The 20,158-nt window shown below is 65.3% G+C and carries 21 protein-coding genes; 10 read left to right on the top strand and 11 right to left on the bottom strand.

The genetic code is table 11. The annotated features are described in order from the left end of the window. Nucleotides 1-144: 144 nt before the first annotated feature. From JCQ34_RS05080 to JCQ34_RS05055, 6 genes are all read left to right on the top strand, one after another. On the top strand, nt 145-1,134 hold the full coding sequence (locus JCQ34_RS05080; protein WP_286402573.1) for a 2-keto-3-deoxygluconate permease: 990 nt from the start codon (nt 145-147) through the stop codon (nt 1,132-1,134). Beyond that, nucleotides 1,131-2,336 carry a four-carbon acid sugar kinase family protein gene (locus JCQ34_RS05075; protein ID WP_286402571.1) on the top strand — a complete coding sequence of 402 codons (1,206 nt, stop codon included), beginning with the start codon at nt 1,131-1,133 and terminating at the stop codon, nt 2,334-2,336. Before JCQ34_RS05080 ends, JCQ34_RS05075 begins: the two co-directional genes overlap by 4 nt. Then, a complete protein-coding gene (pdxA, locus tag JCQ34_RS05070; protein ID WP_286402568.1) occupies nt 2,336-3,337 on the top strand; it encodes a 4-hydroxythreonine-4-phosphate dehydrogenase PdxA in 1,002 nt (333 codons plus the stop codon). The genes JCQ34_RS05075 and pdxA overlap by 1 nt, the downstream gene beginning before the upstream one ends. Before the next feature lie 124 nt (nt 3,338-3,461). Further along, the gene (locus tag JCQ34_RS05065) at nt 3,462-4,235 is read left to right on the top strand and encodes a DeoR/GlpR family DNA-binding transcription regulator (RefSeq protein WP_286402565.1); all 774 of its coding nucleotides are present in this window, start codon (nt 3,462-3,464) and stop codon (nt 4,233-4,235) included. Nucleotides 4,236-4,295: 60 nt separating this feature from the next. Next, entirely contained in the window at nt 4,296-4,598 is a 303-nt protein-coding gene (locus JCQ34_RS05060; protein WP_286402562.1) for a YciI-like protein, read from the top strand. Between the two features lie 58 nt (nt 4,599-4,656). Then, nucleotides 4,657-5,148, top strand: a complete 492-nt coding sequence (locus JCQ34_RS05055) for an HNH endonuclease (protein ID WP_286402560.1) — start codon at nt 4,657-4,659, stop codon at nt 5,146-5,148. A gap of 113 nt (nt 5,149-5,261) precedes the next feature. Here JCQ34_RS05055 and JCQ34_RS05050 read toward each other — a convergent pair whose 3' ends face one another. From JCQ34_RS05050 to JCQ34_RS05010, 9 genes are all read right to left on the bottom strand, one after another. Further along, the gene (locus JCQ34_RS05050; protein WP_286402557.1) at nt 5,262-6,092 is read right to left on the bottom strand and encodes a class I SAM-dependent methyltransferase; all 831 of its coding nucleotides are present in this window, start codon (nt 6,090-6,092) and stop codon (nt 5,262-5,264) included. A 95-nt stretch (nt 6,093-6,187) separates the two neighbouring features. Continuing rightward, nucleotides 6,188-6,463 carry a putative quinol monooxygenase gene (locus tag JCQ34_RS05045; RefSeq protein ID WP_286402554.1) on the bottom strand — a complete coding sequence of 92 codons (276 nt, stop codon included), beginning with the start codon at nt 6,461-6,463 and terminating at the stop codon, nt 6,188-6,190. Nucleotides 6,464-6,573: 110 nt separating this feature from the next. Next, entirely contained in the window at nt 6,574-7,746 is a 1,173-nt protein-coding gene (locus JCQ34_RS05040) for a Gfo/Idh/MocA family protein (RefSeq protein WP_236801395.1), read from the bottom strand. A gap of 65 nt (nt 7,747-7,811) precedes the next feature. Beyond that, nucleotides 7,812-8,633 (bottom strand): sugar phosphate isomerase/epimerase family protein, encoded by an 822-nt coding sequence (locus JCQ34_RS05035; protein ID WP_286402550.1) that lies wholly within the window; start codon nt 8,631-8,633, stop codon nt 7,812-7,814. Beyond that, entirely contained in the window at nt 8,630-9,784 is a 1,155-nt protein-coding gene (locus JCQ34_RS05030; protein WP_286402548.1) for a Gfo/Idh/MocA family protein, read from the bottom strand. Before JCQ34_RS05030 ends, JCQ34_RS05035 begins: the two co-directional genes overlap by 4 nt. 5 nt (nt 9,785-9,789) lie before the next feature. Next, nucleotides 9,790-10,776 carry an ABC transporter permease gene (locus tag JCQ34_RS05025; protein ID WP_236801391.1) on the bottom strand — a complete coding sequence of 329 codons (987 nt, stop codon included), beginning with the start codon at nt 10,774-10,776 and terminating at the stop codon, nt 9,790-9,792. Between the two features lie 3 nt (nt 10,777-10,779). Then, on the bottom strand, nt 10,780-12,288 hold the full coding sequence (locus JCQ34_RS05020; RefSeq protein ID WP_286402544.1) for a sugar ABC transporter ATP-binding protein: 1,509 nt from the start codon (nt 12,286-12,288) through the stop codon (nt 10,780-10,782). A 53-nt stretch (nt 12,289-12,341) separates the two neighbouring features. Then, complete coding sequence (locus tag JCQ34_RS05015; protein WP_286402541.1) at nt 12,342-13,478, bottom strand: substrate-binding domain-containing protein; 1,137 nt, start codon at nt 13,476-13,478, stop codon at nt 12,342-12,344. A 69-nt stretch (nt 13,479-13,547) separates the two neighbouring features. Beyond that, nucleotides 13,548-14,030: a hypothetical protein gene (locus JCQ34_RS05010; protein ID WP_286402538.1), complete on the bottom strand. Its 483-nt coding sequence runs from the start codon at nt 14,028-14,030 to the stop codon at nt 13,548-13,550. Nucleotides 14,031-14,241: 211 nt separating this feature from the next. Between JCQ34_RS05010 and JCQ34_RS05005 the strand changes: the two genes are divergently transcribed. Both JCQ34_RS05005 and JCQ34_RS05000 read left to right on the top strand, forming a co-directional pair. Beyond that, a complete protein-coding gene (locus JCQ34_RS05005; protein WP_286402534.1) occupies nt 14,242-15,309 on the top strand; it encodes a LacI family DNA-binding transcriptional regulator in 1,068 nt (355 codons plus the stop codon). A gap of 157 nt (nt 15,310-15,466) precedes the next feature. Then, nucleotides 15,467-16,249 carry a GntR family transcriptional regulator gene (locus JCQ34_RS05000; RefSeq protein WP_286402531.1) on the top strand — a complete coding sequence of 261 codons (783 nt, stop codon included), beginning with the start codon at nt 15,467-15,469 and terminating at the stop codon, nt 16,247-16,249. Nucleotides 16,250-16,253: 4 nt separating this feature from the next. Here JCQ34_RS05000 and JCQ34_RS04995 read toward each other — a convergent pair whose 3' ends face one another. Further along, on the bottom strand, nt 16,254-17,039 hold the full coding sequence (locus JCQ34_RS04995) for an IclR family transcriptional regulator (RefSeq protein ID WP_286402528.1): 786 nt from the start codon (nt 17,037-17,039) through the stop codon (nt 16,254-16,256). Between the two features lie 169 nt (nt 17,040-17,208). Between JCQ34_RS04995 and JCQ34_RS04990 the strand changes: the two genes are divergently transcribed. After that, nucleotides 17,209-18,027 (top strand): maleate cis-trans isomerase family protein, encoded by an 819-nt coding sequence (locus JCQ34_RS04990; RefSeq protein WP_286402525.1) that lies wholly within the window; start codon nt 17,209-17,211, stop codon nt 18,025-18,027. A 12-nt stretch (nt 18,028-18,039) separates the two neighbouring features. Further along, the gene (locus JCQ34_RS04985) at nt 18,040-19,422 is read left to right on the top strand and encodes an SLC13 family permease (protein WP_286402522.1); all 1,383 of its coding nucleotides are present in this window, start codon (nt 18,040-18,042) and stop codon (nt 19,420-19,422) included. A gap of 92 nt (nt 19,423-19,514) precedes the next feature. On the opposite strand, the gene JCQ34_RS04980 is transcribed toward JCQ34_RS04985, so the two are convergent. After that, complete coding sequence (locus JCQ34_RS04980) at nt 19,515-20,135, bottom strand: flavin reductase family protein (protein ID WP_286402520.1); 621 nt, start codon at nt 20,133-20,135, stop codon at nt 19,515-19,517. Nucleotides 20,136-20,158 lie beyond the last annotated feature (23 nt).

Here is a 20,158-nt window from a genome sequence, read left to right as displayed (position 1 = left end):
AGCAGGTTACGCGAGCAAAGAACGCCGCTTGCGCGGTTCGCGCAGCAAGCCTTGCGCTAATCGCGCAGGAGTAGCTATGATCTACATCATGCTTCGGGCCTTCAGCCCGACCTCCCTCTCCCCCACACAACAATGAGGTTGCACATGTCTGTCCCCATCAAGGCCACCATGGAAAAGGTTCCTGGCGGCATGATGCTGATTCCCCTGCTCATCGGCGCCATTCTTGGAACCTTCGCCCCGGATTCCGCCAAGTTCTTCGGCTCCTTCACGGGTGCACTTTTCACCGGGGGCACCACCATCCTGGCGGTGTTCTACGTCTGCATGGGTGCCAGCATCGATATCAAGGCCACCCCGTACATCCTGAAGAAGGGCGGCGTCCTCTTCGGCAGCAAGGTCCTGTTCGCCATCATCATCGGCGTCGTCGCCGGCCGGTTCATGGGTGAACTTCCCATCGACGGCGGGCTGCTTTCGGGACTCTCCGTCCTGGCCATCCTGGCTGCCCTCAACGACACCAACGGCGGCATGTACATGGCCCTCATGGGCCAGTACGGCAAGCCCAAGGACGTGGCGGCCTACTCGGTGATGACGCTGGAATCCGGGCCCTTCCTGACCATGGTGACCCTCGGCGTCGCGGGTCTTTCGGCCTTCCCGTGGCAGGCCCTGGTGGGCGCCATCATCCCCCTGCTCCTCGGTGCAATCCTCGGTGCACTGGACCCGGCCATGCGCAAGTTCCTGTCCTCTGCGGCGCCGGTCCTGATCCCGTTCTTCGCCCTGGCCCTTGGCTTCGGCCTGAACCTGGGCCAGGTCCTCAACGCCGGACTGCTCGGCGTAGCCCTGGGGCTGTTCGTGCTGATCGGCGGCGGTGCCGTGCTCTTCTTCGCGGACAAGCTGACCGGCGGCTCCGGCATCGCCGGGCTCGCAGCAGCCACAACGGCCGGCAACGCAGCCACGGTTCCCATGCTGGTGGCCGCAGCCAACCCGGCCTACTCCGCCGCAGCCGGCCCGGCCACCGTACTGGTGGCGGCCTCCGTGGTGGTCACTGCCATCGGCTGCCCCCTCATGGTCGCTTGGTACGCTAAACGCCTGAAAGCCAAGCAGCCCGTGGAAAGCCCCAAGGTGTCCCCCGCAGTATGAACACCACCGCAGCTAAGCGCTGGGCCATCATCGCCGACGACCTGACGGGAGCGGCCGATGCGGCCGCAGCCTACGGACCCACCCACAGCAGTTCCGTGATCCTCGATCTGGACGCCACGTGGCCGGACGCGGACATCCTGTCGGTCAACACCGAGAGCCGCTACCTGTCAGCCCAAGATTCAGCAGCGGCCGTAACCGCGGCTGTGGGACGGGCACAGGAGCAGGGCCGGCAGGTTTTCAAGAAGATCGACTCGCTGCTTCGCGGCAACGTCGGTGCCGAGGTTGCCGCGGCGCTGGCTTCGGTCATTGACGACGGCGGCAGGGGCCTGGCGCTGGTAGCCCCCGCTTTCCCGGCGACGGGAAGGACCACGGTTGGCGGCGTCGTCCACGTCAACGGTGCGCGGTACGCGCAGGGAAGCTTCGACGGCGACGTCGCGGCGGCGCTTGCCGCCGGCGGTCTTTCCACTGAACTGGTGGGCCTGGAAGCCGGCCGCACTCCGGCGGACCTGGCCGCGCACCTGCGGGACGTGCAGGACCGCGGGGCTGTCGCCGTCGTACTTGACGCTGTGTCCGACGACGACCTCAGGTGCGTCGCTGAAGCTGCGGCCCTGCTGGACTTCGCGGTACTCCTGGCGGGCTCTGGCGGACTGGCCGGGCACATTGCTGCACGGGAAGAAGGACGAGATGTCCTTCGTGAGCATGCGCGGCATGTGAAGCGGACCCTGACCGTGATCGGCAGCTACTCCGGCCTGGCCCGGCAGCAGACGGACGCGCTGGTCGCCGCAGGTGCTGAGCACATCATGCTGGACCACCAGGCGCTTGAGGATCCGTCAGTCGCGCGCGAAGTTGCGGCGGCGATGCTGCGGACGGATGTGGTGTTGACGCCGGATCCCATGGGCGCCGTGGACAAGTCGCAGGCGCTGGTGGTGGCGGAGGCGCTGGCACGGGCCACTGCGGCCGGCGTCGAGCACTGCGAGGCGCTGGTCCTGACGGGCGGGGAAACCGCCACGGCCGTCCTAAAGGCTCTCGGCGCCGGCAGCTTCACCGTTATCGGTGAGATTGAGCCCGGAGTGGTCATGAGCCTGCTTCCGGAGCCCCTCCCCCTGCTGGTCACCAAGGCCGGTGCATTCGGGGACGCCGGCACGCTGGCCAGGACCAAACAGTTTTTCACTAGCACTACGACTGAAATGAGTAGCAAATAATGGGACGCCCGATTGTAGCCATCACCATGGGCGACGCGGCCGGCATTGGCCCGGAGATCATCGTCAAGGCCCTGGCGGACAGCGAACTCCGGTCCAAGGCGCGGATGCTGGTCATCGGCGATCTGCGCCGGATGCAGCTCGCCGCGGACATCGTGTCCAGCCCGCTGACCCTGCGCAAGGTCACCGAACCGTCGGAGGCATTGTTCCAGGAAGGCACCATCGATGTGCTGGACATCGACTGCATTCCGGAGGACCTGGCCTGGGGTGAGCTGTCCGCCGCCGCCGGACACGGGTCGTACCTCTTCATCGAGAAGGCCGTGCAGCTGGCAATGGACCGCCAGGTGGATGCCATCTGCACGGGACCGCTCAACAAGGCGGCCCTGCACGCGGCCGGACACAAGTTCCCGGGCCACACCGAACTCCTCGCCGAACTGACCGGCACCGAGGAAGTGTCCATGATGCTGACCGCGCCCAAGATGCGCGTCATCCACGTGACCACGCACATCGGCCTCATCGACGCCGTCGCCAAGATCAACGGCGACCTGGTCTACCGGACCATCAAGCGCGGCTACGAGCTGCTGCGCACCTCCGGGATCGAGAACCCGCGGATCGCCGTGTGCGCCATTAACCCGCACGCGGGCGAGAACGGTCTGTTCGGCTACGGCGAAGAGGCGGAGAAGATCCAGCCGGGCATCGAGAAGGCCCAGGCGGACGGCATCAACGCGTTCGGCCCGCTCCCGGCGGACACCCTGTTCTTCCTGGCCGGCCGCGGTGACTTCGACCTGGTGGTGGCCCAGTACCACGACCAGGGCCACGGACCCGTCAAGGTCCTGGGCCTGGAGAACGGCGTCAACATCACCGTGGGCCTCCCCGTGGTGCGGACGTCAGTTGACCATGGCACGGCCTTCGACATCGCCGGCAAGAACATTGCCGACCACGAGTCGCTGCTCGAGGCGCTGCGGCAGGCAGTGGACCTGGCACCTGCCCGCGACGAGGCCTAAGCACTATCAGAAGCGAAACGGCCGGTCAGCGCTGCTGGCCGGCCGTTACCGTCCCGGATTCTTCGGGGCCGGAACTAGCATGGGTAGCACTGCCATCGCCATGCCCACGGGAAGGAGACCGGGAATGCTCAGCGCAAACGCGCGGCGCGAGGAGATCTACCACCTTGCCGTGACCACTGGCCTTGCCTCCGTGGAGGAGCTTTCCGCCAAGTTCGGGGTGACCGCGTCCACCATCCGCCGCGACCTGGCGCTGCTGAATTCGCAGGGCCGGCTGGCCCGTACGTACGGCGGAGCGATGGCGCTGGGCGCGCACCCGGAGGCGTCGCTGCGGCAGCGCACCGGCGAGGCGTTCGAGCAGAAACATGCCATTGCCCGCTGGGCGGCGTCGGTGATCCAGCCCGGGGAGAATATCCTGCTCGACGCCGGCTCCACGGCGGGTGCCCTGGCGCACGAGCTGCGGGGGTTTGATCGGCTGTCCGTGACGACGCCGGGCCTGAATACTTTGCAGGAGCTAGCCGATTCGGCGGGCATCGAGGTGGACTGCCTGGGCGGCCGGCTCCGGGGCGTCTCGCAGAGCTTCGTGGGGCCGCTGGCCGAGGCGGCGCTGGAGCGGATGAGCTTTGACCGGGTGTTCCTGGGCGCCGACGCCGTCACCGCCGAGGACGGCATCTGCGAGGCCGACCACGCCCAGACCCGGCTCAAGGAGCTCATGGCCCGGCGGGGCCGTTCCGTTTACGTTCTGGCGGACTCCTCCAAGCTCGGCCTGCGGCCCTTCCACGCGTGGGCCCGGCTGGCTTTGCCCTGGACCCTGGTGACGGACGACGGCGCCGACACCGCGCAGGTGCAAAAGTTCCGGGACGCGGGGGTACAGGTTGAGGTCGCCTCGGTTTCCGGCTAGGTCCCGCTGGGTACGCTGCTGCTACAACGATTGAAACCCCTAACCGAAATGGAGATACCCATGCACGCCGTGCTCGAATACACCTACGCCGACAACTACCTCGAGTCCCGCGAACAATACCGCGCAGACCACCTTCGGGCGGGGTGGGAAGCGGTCGAACGCGGCGAGCTTCTGCTCGGCGGGGCAATTGGCGAAGGACCTTTTAGGGGACTGCTGATCTTCACCGGCGAGAACCCGGTGGAGGCCGCACAAGCTTTTGCCGAGGCAGATCCCTACGTCCTCAACGGCGTGGTCACGGAGTGGACCGCCAACCCGTGGACAACGGTGCTCGGTAACGACGCGGCGATGCCAGTTCACCCCTAGATCCAATAACGTAAAGCCCAGGCCGGAAGCCTGGGTCGAACTGAACATGGGGGATTCAATGCCGGAACTCGTCCGCATCTACTGGATCCGGTTGGGGCTTCGTTTGGCCTACTCAGCTGTGCTGGTGTGGCTTGCGGTAGCAGTGATGTCAGCGCTCATGGCGAAGGCAGCACCGGCTGCCGGAGCGGGGCCGGCATCGGCGGCCGGGGTATTGCGAGGCCTGTTCGACGGCGTCGTCGCTGCAGCCGCGTTTCCCGGTATTGCCGCCATCGTTCTGATCATCGCCGCGGCCGTAGTCGCGGGCCGGGACGTCCGGCGTCGCGACCCCGTCCGCCGTTTCACCCGCCAGCAGCGCAGTGAGGGGATGGCCCGCGCCGACGGCCGGTGCGAGTTGGAGACCGGGTTCGGGCGCCGCTGTGGCCGGCCCGCCGAGCACGGCGACCACTTTTACCCGTGGTCCAAGGGCGGCTCAACGAGTCTGCAGAACTTTGTGGCTGCCTGTGCCAAATGCAACCGCGCCAAGCGCGCCCGGATCCCGTCACCGGGCTAGCAGCGGCGGATGGAACGACGACGGCAGGAGTACCTGCCGCCGTCGTCCGCCTTCAGCGTCGGCGAACGCCGGCCACTTCCCTAAGGCCTGCCGGTTCAGTTGAGCGCACCGAACTACTGAGTCTTTGACAGCGTGAGTATCCCGTAGCGCATCGCACCGGTTCGGTAGGCCAGGATCATGCGGGGAACGCTCCAAAAGGAGTCACGGTTCCGGGCGCCAAGGGCGAGGCGACGGATCTTCGGATCGACGAGCAAGGCCTTCATCAGGCGACCGGCGCAGATCAACCACGTCCGGGCGACACGGCGGCTGACATCCTCGTAGCCGGTCACCGTAAAGCCCGCGGCAGTGGCCATTGCCTCGTACTCCTCGCGCGTGCCCATCGAGGGCAGGCGCCCTTCCCGGCAGATCGGCTCCAGCAGGTGCCGGACCTTCCAGCCCCTGGCATCGGTCCCGACGAGCCAGGCACAAACGACCAACCGGCTGCCGGGCGCCAGCACTCGGTGCGCTTCTGCGAAGAAGCCGGGCTTATCGACCATGTGCTCGCTTGACTCAATCGCCCATGCCGCATCGGCCGAGGCATCGGGCAGCCCGTTGAAGAGCCAGTCACGCACCTGGATGTCCACACCCGGCGCGGGATGGGCGGCGGCATAGGTGCCCTGCTCAGCGGACAGCGTGAAGCCGGTAACGCGGACCTTGCGGGTCATGGCGAGCCGCCGTGCGGTCGCACCGTAGCCGCAGCCGATATCCACGCACTCCTGGCCCGGCTCCAGGTTCAGCCGGTCGGCGTCGACCAGCGCCTCGACGGCCTCTTCGGCTGTCTCGCGGCCCGTCACCCACAACCCGTGATGAACATGGTCCCCCCACACCTGGCGGTAAATGGGATCGAGCTCGTCGTAGTGGTCCGCGACCGCCGCGGCATCCTGGGACGTATCTGGGACGATCACGGCACGACACTACAACGGCGCTCCACCGCGAAGGAAGGGGGAGGACGACGGCGGCGCTTACGTCCCGCCGTCGTCCTCCCCCACGTTGGCCGGTATCAGACCAGGGGCGTAATCGGAGATACGGAGAAGGGTACGGCCAGCAGGGACTGCACGCCGTCCACGAAGTCCTTTACGTGGTCTTCTTCGTTGTGGGCCTTCAGGTCCTGGTGGCTGGCCCACCCCTCAATGAGGACGTACGTATCTGCCCTTTGATCGTCAGAGAAGACGGTGTATTCCAGGCATCCGGCGTCCTTCCGACTTGCAGACTGCAGTCCGAGGAGTGCTTCCTGCAGCGTGGCTTCGTGCCCTGCTTTTGCGGTGAACACTGGCATTAACCAAACTTGCGTTTCGTCGTGGCTGACTGTTGTGTGTGGCATTTTTCGTCCTCTGGTACTTCTGGGCTTGCGGGAGGGGCGGATGCGTCGCCGCCCCTCCCCTTGGGTCATGCGTTGATCTGCGGAACGTCGACCCAGGATTCTTTTGCCGCCGACTCGACAATTGCGTCGTCGATGAGGGCTACCTGGTATCCGTCGGCAAAGTTCGGGCTGACGCTGCCGCCTTCCGCGATGGCCTTGAAGAAGTCGTAGGCCTCGATGATCTTCGTTTCGCCGTATCCGATGCCGAGCGCAGGGATGGGCCACAGAGCATCTCCATGCGGGTGTGCGGGCCCGGTGTAGACGGTGCGGAATCCCCGGCGGTCGGCCTGGTCGGAAGCGAAGCAGACCTGCAGTTCGTCGCGCCGCTCGTAGTTGAAGACGATGCTGCCTTCGGTTCCGTGGATTTCGAAGGTGATGTAGTTGTTCCTGCCGTGGGCGTTGCGGGTCGCTTCCACGGAACCCACGGCACCGTTGGCAAAGCGGATCATGGTCATGACCTCGTCGTCCACGTCGACCTGGCCACGGGGGCCTTCTCCGCCCCGTACCGTGCCCAGCGCGTCAGCACCTCCGGCTTGGAGCGGCCGCTCGGGGATCCAGGTGGACAGGAGGGCGTTGACGGCGCTGAACTCGCCGACAAGGTAGCGGGCCATGTCAATGACGTGCGTTGCAATGTCGCCAAGGGCGCCGGAACCTGCAATGGATTTCTGGAAACGCCAGGAGAGCGGGGAATTGGGGTCGGCGCTCCAGTCCTGCAGGTAGGTGCCCCGGAAGTTGAGGATTTGTCCGATGGCCCCTTCCTCGATGTATTTCTTTGCCAGCGCGACGGCGGGTGTGCGCCGGTAGTTGAAGGCGACCATGTGGACGAGGTTCTTGTCTTTGACAGCGTCGTACATCGCCTTGGATTCTTCGCCCGTACGCGCCAGGGGCTTCTCGCAGATGATGTGCTTGCCTGCTTCGGCAGCGGCGATGGCAATCTCGGCGTGAAGGTGGTTTGGCGTGGCGATGTCCACGACGTGGATGTCCGGATCATCGATGATGCTGCGCCAGTCTGAGGTGGAGTTCTCGAAGCCGAAGCGGCGGGCAGCTTCCGAAGCAAGGTCTTCGGTGGCTTCGGCAATGACTTTTCGGACCGGCATGGCTGGTGCGGGCCAGAAAAACATGGGCATGGCGGCGTAAGCCAGCGAGTGGGCCTTGCCCATGAAGCCGCCTCCGATGAGGCCGACGTTGAGGTTCTGCATGTGAATCGTGTTCCTTCCGGAAGGCAGGGCAGTTGCCGTCTGTGGCAGTCCCCGCGGTTGAAAAATTAGTGAGAGAGGAGCTTTTCGAGGTACTTCTTGCTGAGGGCCGCGGCTTCCCGGGGGTCACCGTCGTAGTTGTCGAGTTCGACCATGAGCCAGCTGTCATAGCCGCTTTCGCGGATGGCTGCGATGATGTCGGGGAAGTCGAGCTCGCCCTGTCCAAGCGGCAGGAAATTGAAAGGGTCCTTCTGGAAGTCCTTGAGGTGGACGTGCCGGATCCTGTCGGGGTACTTCCGGATGACTGCGGCCGGGTCCGCTCCGCCGGCTGCAAGGTGTGCGGTGTCCGGGCAGAAGCCGATCCGGGTGAGCGGCATGAGCCTGTCCAGTTCTTCCGGGCTTTCGACAATGGTGCTCAGGTGCGGGTGATAGCTTGCCGACAGGCCGAAGCTTTCCGCAATGTCCGTCACGCCGTCCAGAGCTTCACCGAGGCGGTGGTAGTCCTCGTCAGTGGTTCCGGCGGCGCGGCGTGCCCCGCCTCCCACTACCAGCCGTTCTGCTCCAAAGTTGGCAGCCAGTTCGGCGGCACGGTGGATCCGGTGCAGCTCGTCGGGAAGGATGTCAGCGTAGATGAAGTTCGCACCGGTATAGACACTGGTCAGCTCGACGTTGTTGCTGCTGAGGATCTCTTTAAGCTCTTCGGGCTTGTCGGCGTATTCGGCCAGGTTGCCGTCGAACATCTCCACGCCCTGATAGCCAACGGAGGCGATGTCCTGGACCGCTTGCTGCATGGACCCGTGGGTCATGTAGAAAAGGTCCTTCACGCTCGTCACACCTTGCGGGTGGCCGACGACGCCGCCCCAGGTGATGGAACAGTAACCGAGTTTCATTGCTTCTGCCTTTCAGCTGCGGGGTAAGAGGTGAGTGATCCGGGGAGGTTGGCCGTTAGCGGAACCTCGACCCAGGTCTGGTGCGCGGCCGAGGTTACGACTGCATCCGTTATGAGGGCTGCGCGAAGGCCGTCCCGGAAGGTGGGCATGCCGTCGGCTTCCTGGCCGTGGACGGCCGCATACACGTCCGCGACGAACGCGTTGAAGCTGTCCTGGTAACCCTGGGGGTGGCCCGGGGGAAGTTTGGCGTAGCGCCGGCCGCCCGGCGTCGTGAGTGTTTGCGGGCCGACCGGGATCTCGGAACTTGAGTCGCTGCGGCCGACGTGCAGGGTGTCGGGCCGTTCCTGGTTGAAGCTGAATGACGCTTCGGTTCCGTCGAAAGAGAACCAGAGTCGGTTCTTCCTGCCGGGACTGACTTGGCTGACCACCAGGGAGCCGGTGGCACCCTTGTCCGTCTCGAACAGGAGCGTGGCGCCGTCCTCGGTAGCGACGGAGGACAACCGGCCGCCGGTTTCGCGTTCGTCGTATGCCCTGCTGGTCTGGGCCACAAGCCTGGTGATTCTGTGTCCGGTGGTGAACTCCATCAGGTCACACCAGTGGACGCCGATGTCGCCGAACGCCCTGGAGGCTCCGCCGATCGTTGAATCGACCCGCCAGTTCGTGGCTTCCGCGCCGGCCAGCCAGTCCTGCAGGTAGGAGCCGTGCAGGAGCCAAAGCCGGCCGGCGTCGCCGCGCTGGATACGGTCGCGGGCCTCGCGGACGGCCGGATAGAACCGGTAGACGAAGGGCACGCCGGTGACTACCCCGGCCTGGGCCGCGAGGGTTGTCAGTTCCAACGCGTCCCCAACGTTCGTGGCCAGTGGCTTTTCGCAGATGACTGCTTTTCCTGCCGCAATGGCTTTGCGGGCAAGGTCGGCGTGGGTGGCGTTCGGGGTGCAGATATGGATGACATGCACATCTGCCCGCGCGATCAGTGCTTCAGGCGATTCGGCTGCGGTTCGGGCGCCGAGAGCGGGTGCTGCGGCTTCGGCGGAAGCCTGGCTGCTCCCGGCGACTGCGACGACCTCACCGCCTACTGCGCGGACCGCATGGGCGTGGACAGAGCCCATGAATCCTGTTCCGATGATTCCGGCCCGTAGCTGGGAAGTCACGGGTGCTACTTCTTCCGGGCGAGGGCGACGGCCAGGATGATGATCGCGCCGCGGACCACCTGCTGCTGGCTGCTGTCGAGTCCGGCGAGGATCAGCCCGTTGTTGATCAGGCCGATCAGAAGGGCACCGAAGAGTGTGCCGATGATGGAGCCGAACCCGCCGAAGAGGCTGGTTCCACCCAGGATGACGGCGGCGATGGCGGAGAGTTCGTCTCCCGCTCCCCACTGGAACCGTCCGGACTGCAGCCGGCCCGCGTAGAGCATGCCGGCGACGCTTGCCACCATGCCCGAGATGAGGAGCACCTGGAACTTAATGCGCTTGGTATTGATGCCGGTGAACTCCGCGGCGTTGCGGTTGCCTCCTGTGGCCAGGACCTGGCGGCCGAACCTGGTGCGGTTCAGCACGACGGCGCCGATGGCCACGAAGATGGCGCTCCAAACCACCAGGCCCGGAACAGGACCGAAGTTGCCGGATCCAAACACGATGTTGAACGTGTCGTTGAGGATGGGCTGGGGCGCCGACGCCGTGATCCACTGGGCAACGCCGACGGCTATCCCCAGCATGCCGAGTGTCACCAGGAAGGATGGGATGCCAAGGAGGCTGACCAGTGCGCCGTTGATCGACCCGACGACGAGCCCGACAGCGAGGCCGGCGAGGATGCCGGGCACCAGGCCCCACTGGGAGAGCGCCATCGCAGTGCACACACTGGACAGGCCCGCCACGGATCCGACGCTCAGGTCGATTTCTGCGCACGCGATCACGTACGTCATACCGACGGCGATGACGGTGATGGTGGCGGTCTGCCGGAAGATGTTCAGCAGGTTGTTCGGCGACAGGAAGCCCTGGTCGCGGAGCAGAACGGCGAAGAAGAGGAAGACAACGACGAAGCCGATGTAGATGACGTAGCGCCGCCAGTCCAGTTCCTTGAGGATAGTGCCGAAATTACGGGGTGCCGCGGTATCCCGCGGCGCGATGGTGTTTGCCTTGCTCACTTTTCAGACTCCCTGCACTGCAAGTTGGAGATACTCCTCGTCAGCAATCTCGCTGCGGGGGATATCGCGGATGATGGAGCCGTCCTTAAGGACGAGGACGCGGTCGCTGACCGCGAGTAGTTCGGGGTACTCGGAGGAGATGACAATGACGGCCTTGCCGGCACTTGCCAGCTCACGGATCATGTCGAGGATTTCGCTTTTGGTGCCGATGTCGACGCCGGCCGTTGGCTCGTCAAGGATCAGGATGTCCGGATCGGTGCCCAGCCACTTGGCGATGACCACTTTCTGCTGGTTGCCGCCCGAGAGAAGCCGCACCGGGCGGTGGGGATGGGCTACCTTCACAGCGAACCTCTTGATCAGTGACGAGGACAATTCCTTCCCCTTCGCGCCGTCCAGGAGGGGTCCCCGCTGGATCTGGCCGAGGAGGGGAAGCAGCAGGTTGTCCTGGACGGAGTGCTCCAACACCAGGCCCTGGGCCCTGCGGTCTTCCGGGATAAGGGCAACTCCAGCGTTGATGGCCTGCTGCGGAGACCCAAGGTTGACCTTTTTGCCCCGCAGGAGGACTTCACCGCTGTCCAGCTTGTCAATGCCAAAGAGAGCACGGGCGAGCTCGGTTCGTCCGCTGCCCATCAGCCCTGCCAGGCCGAGGATTTCGCCAGGCCGGAGCGCGAACGAAACGTCCCGCACCCGCTGCCCCGCGTTAAGCCCCCGGACTTCCAGCAGCGGCGCCCCGTCGTGGGCCACATGGTCACGCACACGATAGGAAAGCTGGCCCTCGATCTTCTTGCCGACGATGCCTTCCACGATCTGTTCGGGGGTGACGTCCGTCAGCGGCTCGGTAAGGAGGTGGCGGCCGTCGCGGAGGATGGTGATCCGATCCGCGAGCCTGTACACCTCGTCCATGCGGTGGGAGATGTAGATGATTGAGATACCACGCTCTTTGAGGCGGTCGATCAGTTCGAAGAGCGCTTCGGACTCATGCCGGGCAAGGCTGGCGGTGGGCTCATCCATGATGAGCACCTGGGCATTCTGGGCGAGTGCCTTGGCGATCTCCGTCAGTTGCCAGTATGCGGTGCCTAACCGTGCGACCCCGGCGCGCGGGTCGACGTCGACTTCCATCTCACTGAAAACTTCCTTGGCACGGCGCACCGCAGCACGATCGTCGATGAGCCCGCCCTTGCCGAGCGGTTCGGCGGCGAGGAAAATGTTCTGCGCAACGGTCAGGCTCGGTACCAGGCTGAACTCCTGGAAGACCATTCCGATCCCGGCGGCCTTCGCTTCCTGGATCGAGTTGATGGCGGTCGGCTTGCCTCCAATAAGGATTGTGCCGGCGTCTGCCTGGTACACGCCCTGAAGGATCTTCATGAGCGTGGACTTCCCGGCGCCGTTGCCGCCCGCCAGCGCGTGGACCTCACCCTTGCGAACATCGAAACTGACGTCTTTCAATACGGGAACGCCGTTGAAGCTCTTTGATATTGAGCGCATCTCGACGACATTGTCTGCGGTATTCATCGTTGCCCTTTCGGCGCGGTGCGGGGGCGGACCCCCGCACCGCCGGTTCTTGCCTACTTCTTGTAGGAGTCCTGGATGTCCTTCGGGGCGTCCTCGTGGTAGACCTGCTTCCACGCATCCAGGACGTTGGAGTGGTCAACCGGAAGGGCGCTCAGCGCCACATAAGCGGGTGCTTTCTTGCCGATGAGCGCTCCGGCGGCCAGCCGGGCTTCCGTGACACCCTGGTCGAACGGAACCTGCGCTCCAAGGCCGACGACGAGTTCGTCCTTGGCAAGGGCAATGGCCACGTTCTTGCCAAGGTCTTCCGTGGCAATCTTCAGGTCAGGCCGGCCGGCGGCCCGGGCGGCAGCCATGACACCTTCTGCAGGAACGTCCCAGACCGCCCAGATTCCGGACAGGTCGGCGTACTTGCTGAGCATGGCGTTCGCAGCTGCCTGGGCATCTCCAGCGAAGTCAGGGCCGGCGATTCCCTTTTCCTCGACGATCTTGATGTCCGGGTATTCCTTCGTAATCGTTTCCTTGAATCCCTGGTAGCGCTGCTTGGTCACGAAGAAGTCGGCCTGGTGGAAGACAAGCCCGATCTTCCCCTTGCCACCGAGCGCCTTAGCCATTTGGTGGGCGGAGACGACGCCGTTGCCGTAGTTGTCGGCAGAAACAACAGAGACATAGTCCTGGCCGGCGGTCAGTCCCTGGGGGACGTTGTCCATGAAGACGAGCTTGGTGCCGGCAGCCGCGGCTTTCTTGTAGGCGGAGGCCGTAGCCACGGGATCCGTGGGGATCGAGACGATGACGTTCGGGTTCTGCGACATGACCGTCTCGATGTCCGAGACCTGCTTGTCCGGCTTGAAGTTCGCGTCGGTGGTGGCGATGACTTTGATGCCGAGCTTTTCGAACTCGGACTTTAGGCCGTTGATCTGGGCGTTGGCCCAGTCGTTGCCGCCGTAGTGCATCACAATGGCTGCCTTGGCGTTGAGCGCCTTGACCTTTTGGATCTCGTCCGGAGTGAGGTCTGCTGCGGACGCCGGCGAGGGCGTCTCGCCGTTGGGCCCCTTGCTCAGGACCTGTCCCTTGATCTGGTCAAGGGCCTGCTGGGCCTTGCTGGACACACCGGCGTCGGGAGCATTGGACGTGGCCGTGGTCGAACTGCTGCAGGAAGCGACGGAAAGGGACAGGACTGCGGCAAGGGCCACGAGGGGAAGCCTGCGGATCATCATTGTTCTCCAGTGCTTAGGGTGGGTGGGGTGGATGCCTGGGATGGTTCAGGCGAGGGCTATAGCCAGGGCCGGCGGAACCGGGGACAGGACGAGCCCGCCCGAGGCCGAGGCTGTGCGGATGGCAGTGGCCTTGTCTGAAGCTGCCAGCAGCGCCTCTGCGTGTATTTTGTCGACGAAGAAGCCCAGGGAACACGGTCCGTGGTGGGCTTGAACCCACTTCACGGCTTCGTTGGCCGCCTTCGTCATGTCTTCGCCCGCTTCCCGGACCGGGCCGGGAATGGTGGACGCGGACGCGGGTTTGCCCGAGTTGTCGACGGAGACCACCAGGCTTGCCCAAAGGCGATCCTCATCGAAGACTCCGACGACTGCCGAAGAGCCGGCGGAGACAAAGGTGCGGACAGCAGCTGCCAGATCGCCGGGCGCCGCATCCTTCAGGAGCACTTCGAGATTTGCCCATTGGGTTTGGTCGACATCCCGAAGTCCGGCGTTCGGATCGAGCGCGAGTGCGTGGACGATCGTCTCGGGCATCGCGCTCCCTTTCTTCATTGAAATGCGTGGCTGCGTAAACGTTCACGAAGCATTCGTAAACGTTTACGGACATCATCGTAAACGTTTACGGTGTTACGTGTCAACGGTCACATAGACAGTTATTCCAACGGATGCGGGAGTACGGTCCGACGTAAGATCGAAAGGCACGGAACGCGAGAGGTTCGGACCAACGTGCAAGACAGGAGTGGGCATGGCAGGCACAACTGTTCCCCGTGAGGCGAACGGGAGAATACCGGAAGCCCCACGGCGCCGGAAGCCCACCATCAACGACGTGGCGAGCATGGCCGGCGTCTCCTTCGGCACAGTCTCGCGGGTCCTCAACGACGCACCGGACGTGAGTGCGGCAACGCGGCAACGGGTTCTTCAGGTAATCAAAGACATCGGGTACCGCAGGAACCGGGCAGCCACGGCGCTCGTCACCAGCCGGTCCACCTCCATAGGCATACTTTCCGACGGCTCCCCGCGGTTCGGCCCGGTGGGGACGCTCATGGCCCTCGAGAACATTGCACGCAGGAAGGGTTACGCCACAACCGTCATCAGCGTTGAGCGGCCCTACGGAGAGTCGGTCCAGGCCGCCCTGGACACCCTGGACGATACCGGCGTGGGGGGAATCATCGTCATCGCCCCCGTGGTGGAGATGGCGGCAGCCGTATGGAATGCCTCGTGCCGCGTACCGGTGGAGATGATCGCGGCAGGAGCATCATCGACTCCCAACGTCTTCTCATACTCAGAGAACCAGGAGTTGGGTGCACGGCTGGCCACCCAGCACCTGATAGACCTCGGCCACACCGACATCGCGCACTTCGCCGGCTCCATGGACTGGTTCGACGGCCGGGTTCGCAAACGCGGGTGGGAAGCCGCGCTGCGCGACGCCGGGCTTACACCAGGGCTGTGCCTCGAAGGCGATTGGAGCCCCCGGTGGGCCTACGAGACCGCGCTCCAGCTCGTGCGGGAACAGAAGGTGCCCCAGGCGATCTTCGCCGCCAGCGACCACACGGCTCTCGGGCTGATACGTGCCTTCGCGGAAAATGGGATCAGGGTCCCGGACGACGTGAGCGTGGTTGGCTTCGACGACATCGAAGGTTCAGACTATTTCCTGCCTCCCCTGACCACTGTTCGCCAGGACTTCACGGCGTTAGCGCTCATGAGCATGGAAGTGCTCCTTGGTGCCATGGAAGGGCGGGAGGTGGACCGCACCCCGATCGCGCCCACCCTTGTTGTCCGCGACAGCGCCCGCCAGGCCACCTCCCCCAAGTAGGAGGGGGACGACGGCGGCGCCCGCCTCCCGCCGTCGTCCTCCACACGCACTGGTACCAGCAGCGCTAAGACCGGCGGACGCCGCTTGTCCAACAAACGCATCAGACGCTGAAGTAGGCTGGAATCCCAGAAGAAACCAACCAAAAGCGAGGCTAAACGTGCACCAGGACGCCGTCCGGTTCCTGTCCCAGCCGGTGGCCGCCCAGCCCGGCGCTCCCCTGCGCGTCACCGTCTACTCGCGGATCGCCGAAGCCATCCGCAACGGCCTCCTCACGCCCGGCTCCATGATCCCCACCGAAACCGAACTCGGCACGGACATGAAGGTCAGCCGCACCGTGGTCCGCGAAGCCCTCATGCTGCTCGAGGAAGACGGCCTCATCAGAGCCAGGCGCGGCGTCGGACGCTTCGTCTCGGACACGCTCCCCCGCATCGGCATGGAACGGATCCAGCCGTTCGAGGACGCCCTCGCCAGCCCCGGCCAGCAGGTGGAGGTCAAGCGCATCCAGGTGGTCCGGCAGGCGGCCTCCGAATTCGTCGCCCCCGGCATCGGCGTCGAGCCCGGCACCGACTGCTGGCTCTGGGAATCCGTCCTGATCCGAGACGGCGAGGCCATCGCCCACCTGCAGGAAAACGTCACCGCCCAGCCGGTCAGCGTCGGCAAGGGTGCCGCCGCGCCCCTTGACATAGAGGGCGACGGCGGCGCCACCCTGCTTGCCGTGCTCACCAAGCAGCTGGGCAGGCTGGCCGGGCCGGGCGAGTGCCAGATCAGCCTTAGCCAGGTGGGCCCCAGCGGGGCGAAGCTGCTGGATCTACGCCCGTCGGACCCGGTGCTGGTCCTGACGCAGTACGTCCGGAACGCCAACCGGCCCTTCTACCTGGCCAAGTGCCTGGTTTCGGCCCGGGCCGGGCACCTCTCGGTGATGCAGCAGTTCCAGTCCTAGCCGGTCACCCGGCGGCTTGACTGCTGTCGTACCCCAATGCACGGCTGGCTTCCAGTCCCGCTCGAGCCACCACCGGCCCCAGCCGTTCAACGTCGGCAGGCCCGATCCGCTGGGTAGGGAACCCCAGGCCCACGGCGCATGCAAGTCGTCCAGTATGGTCGAAAACGGGCGCGCTGATGGAGCCCACGTCCTGGTTGCGTTCCCCGAAGGCCGCAAAGAAACCCTGCTCGCGTGCAACGGCCGCCTGCTGCCTGAGCGTCTCCAGGGACACTGGCGTATCGGCCGTAAAGCCCTCGAGCCCCTGCTGGTCCAAGGCGTCCCAGGCTCCGGGGTCGAATGCCAGGAAAATCTTGCCGGGGGCGCCGGCGTGCAGCGGCATGACCATGCCCACCATGAACGGCCGCATCACCACGTGCCGCGTCTCGGCCACGGCAACGATGGTCCGGAACGCCCCGTCCCGGACGTACAGGCAGGCAGTTTCGCCGGTTTCGTCGCGCAACTGCTGCAGGACCGGCTTCACCAGCCGGACCACGTCCAGCCCGAACGTCCCGGGGGTAGCCCAGCGGACCAGGCCAATGCCGATCCGGTACCGGTCGCCGTCGCGGTCCAGGAACCCCTCACGGAGCATGTTCTGGACCAACCGCTGGCAGGTGCTGGACGGCAGCCCGGTTTTGCGGATGATCTGCTGCAGCGTCGGCTCGGGCTCCTCCACGGAAAAGCAGTCCAGAATCTCCGCCACCTTGTGCAGGACCAACAGGGGCGAGGCCCCAGCTCCCGGTTCCTTCGCCACTGTCCGAACACCCTTTCACTCTGTTTCTGCCAGCCTCCAGCTTAGTGAGCAGGGAGCCGCCCCAGCATGTGATCCATTTGACATCCCATCAGGGTGACCCACATCATGGGATTAGAACCCACTCTATGGGTTTACTCGCAAATCCCCAACACAACGACGTGGAGAATCCATGAGCACCCCCGCAATCACGTGTGAAACAGCCCCCGAGCCCAAGCGCCCCGGGATGAGCCGGGTGGGACTGATCGTCCCCAGCTCCAACACCACCATGGAGACCGAGCTGCCGGAACTGTTCCGGCGCCAGGCCGAGGCCACCGGCCACAAGTACACCTTCCACTCCGCCCGCGCCGGCATGAAGAAGGTCACGAGGGAAGAACTGCTGGCCATGGTGGGCAAGGCAGCCCAGTGCGCCGAAGCGGTCTCAGACGCCGACGTGGACGTCATCGCCTACGCCTGCCTGGTGGCCGTCATGGCCCAGGGCCCCGAAGCCCACGAGGGCTCCGAAAAGGTCATCGCCGACGCCGCCGCCGGCAACGGACACCCGGCCCCGGTCACCAGCAGCGCCGGCGCCCTGGTCCGGACCCTGCACGAAATCGGAGCCCGGAAGGTCGCCATGATCACCCCCTACATGAAGCCGCTGACCAAGATGGTGGTGGACTACGTCGAGGGCTCGGGCATCACGGTGCTGGACGCCATCAGCCTCGAAGTTGCGGACAACCTCGAAGTCGGCTGCCTTGACCCGCAGAACCTGCCCGCGCTGGCCCGCAGCCTGCAGCGCGAAGGAGCGGACGCCGTCGTCCTCTCTGCCTGTGTCCAGATGCCGTCACTCGCGGCCGTCCAGGCCGTGGAGGACGAGCTGGGACTCCCGGTCATCACGGCGGCCACGGCCACCACGTACGAGATCCTCAAGGCCCTGGGCCACAAGCCGGCCATCACCGGAGCGGGCAGCCTGCTGTCCGGCGCCGGCGTCATCGCCGCAGCGGACGCGTAGGCGGCGGGCACCATGTCGCTCTCACTCATCGCGTTCCTGGTGCTCGTGGCGGCCTTCGCCGTCGGCTCCTTCACCAGGATCAACGCCGGACTGCTGGCCACGGTCGCCGCATTCGGCGTGGGCACCCTCCTCGCCGGGATGTCCATCAAGGATGTCATCGGTCAATTCCCCGCCGGACTGTTCTTCATCCTGGTGGGCGCCACCCTGCTCTTCGCCATTGTGCGGATCAACGGCACCATCGACCTGCTCGCATACTGGGCGGAACGGCTCGCCGGCGACCGGAAAATCCTGGTCCCCATCCTGATGTTCCTGCTGACCGCAGCCCTGGCTTCCGCCGGCGCCTTCACGCCGGCCGCCATCGCCATCGTCGCCCCGGTGGGCCTGGCACTGGGCGCGCGGTTCGGCATCAGCACCCTGGCCATGGGCCTGGTCATCGTCCAGGGCGCGAACGCCGGCGCGTTCTCTCCCGTCAACCCCTTCGGCGTCCTGGGCAACAAAATGCTGGACGGTGCCGGCGCTTCCGGCGATTCCTTCAAGCTTTATGCGTACTGCTTTATCTTCAACGCCATCCTGGCCGTGATCGCCTACGCCCTGGTGCAGGCCATCATGAAGCGCCGGGCAGCCAAGGCGGAGGCGCGTCAGGCGGACGGCGGCAATGCCATGAAGAACGACGACGGCGCTGACGCCCCCTCAGGCGGCAGTGTTTCGGGTCCCGGCGGCGCCGGAACGGCCGTCCTCACCGCACCGGCACAGCCCATTGTTTCCACCGGAACCAAAACCGGCCCGGTGAAGGTGGCCGCAACCCCCATGCGTATCCTCACGCTGGTGGGCATCGCTTCCCTGCTGGTGCTCACCACCGTCCTGGGACTCGATGTGGGAGTCGCCTCGCTGGTCATCGCGGCGGTCCTGATCGTCCTGGACTCCAACGTGCAGAAGCCGGCGGTGGAAAGCATGCCGTGGTCGGCCATCATCCTGGTCACCGGCATCGTCACCTATGTGGGCATGTTGGAGAAGATGGGTGCGCTGAAGGAGCTCCAGGAAGGCATCGCGGGCCTGGGCAACAGTTCCCTCGCGGCGCTGATCGCAAGCTACGTGGTGGCCATCGTGTCAGCGTTCGCCTCCACCACCGGAACCCTCGGTGTCATCAGCCCGGTGGTCGTGCCCATCGCCATGGACCCGCTGCTCACCCCCGTGGGAGTGGTGACGGCCATCGCCATCAGCTCCTCCGTGGTTGACGTCAGCCCCATGTCCACCAGCGGGGCCCTGCTGATGGCGAGCGCCCAGCCCAAGGACGAGCGGATGTTCTTCCGTGCCCTGCTGCTGTGGGCCATCGCGATGATCGGTGTGGTGCCGCTGCTCGTCTGGTTCGTCTTCGTCCAGCTCGGCCTCGGCTAAGAGCCCCGGGCGGACAAGGGAAAGGGACGTCCTCGCCGGGCGTCCCTTTTCCTTTGTCTTTCCCTTTGCACGGGCAGCGCGGCCGGCCGGCCCTAGTCCTTGGGCCGGAAGTCGCCCGGCCAGTCCTTCAGCCGGATCCGGCCGAGGTCCTGGATTTCGCCGAGGGTACCCCACTCGTCCAGGCCCAGCCGGGACAGGGGCTCCAGCAGGTCGATGCGCGGGTGACTGCCATCGAGTACTTCTTCGCTCACGGCGGCATGGGTGACTTCGCCGAAAACCAGGGTGGAGTCCCCTATCGGCAGCACGGAGTGGAGGCGGCATTCGAGCACCGCCGGTGATTCCTTGACCCGGGGGGCGGCCACGGTGAGGCTCGGCTCCCGGGTCAGGCCGGCGGCGTCGAACTCGCTGATCTCCGGCGGGAAGTTGGTGCCGGTGGCGTTGACCTCGTCCAGGAGTGCGGCGGGGGCCAGGTTGACCACGAATTCGCCGGACGCGGTGATGTTGCGGAGCGAATCCTTCTCCCCCACCGACGTGAACTGCACGATGGGCGGATTGGTTGAGGCTACGGTGAAGAAGGAGTGCGGGGCCACGTTGTCGATGCCTTCCGGGGAGACACTCGAAACCCACGCGATGGGCCGGGGCACCACCACAGCGGTGAGCAGCCGGTAGAAATCACGGGCGGACGTCGCTGAAGGACTGAAATCAGTTCGCATGCTGCCAGACTAACCGGCGCCGC

Origin of the sequence: Pseudarthrobacter defluvii (genome assembly GCF_030323865.1) — a bacterium.
Taxonomy (GTDB): Bacteria; Actinomycetota; Actinomycetes; order Actinomycetales; family Micrococcaceae; genus Arthrobacter; species Arthrobacter sedimenti.
The sequence above is the reverse complement of the archived record's forward strand: the minus strand, read 5'-3'. Positions and strand labels throughout refer to the sequence as shown.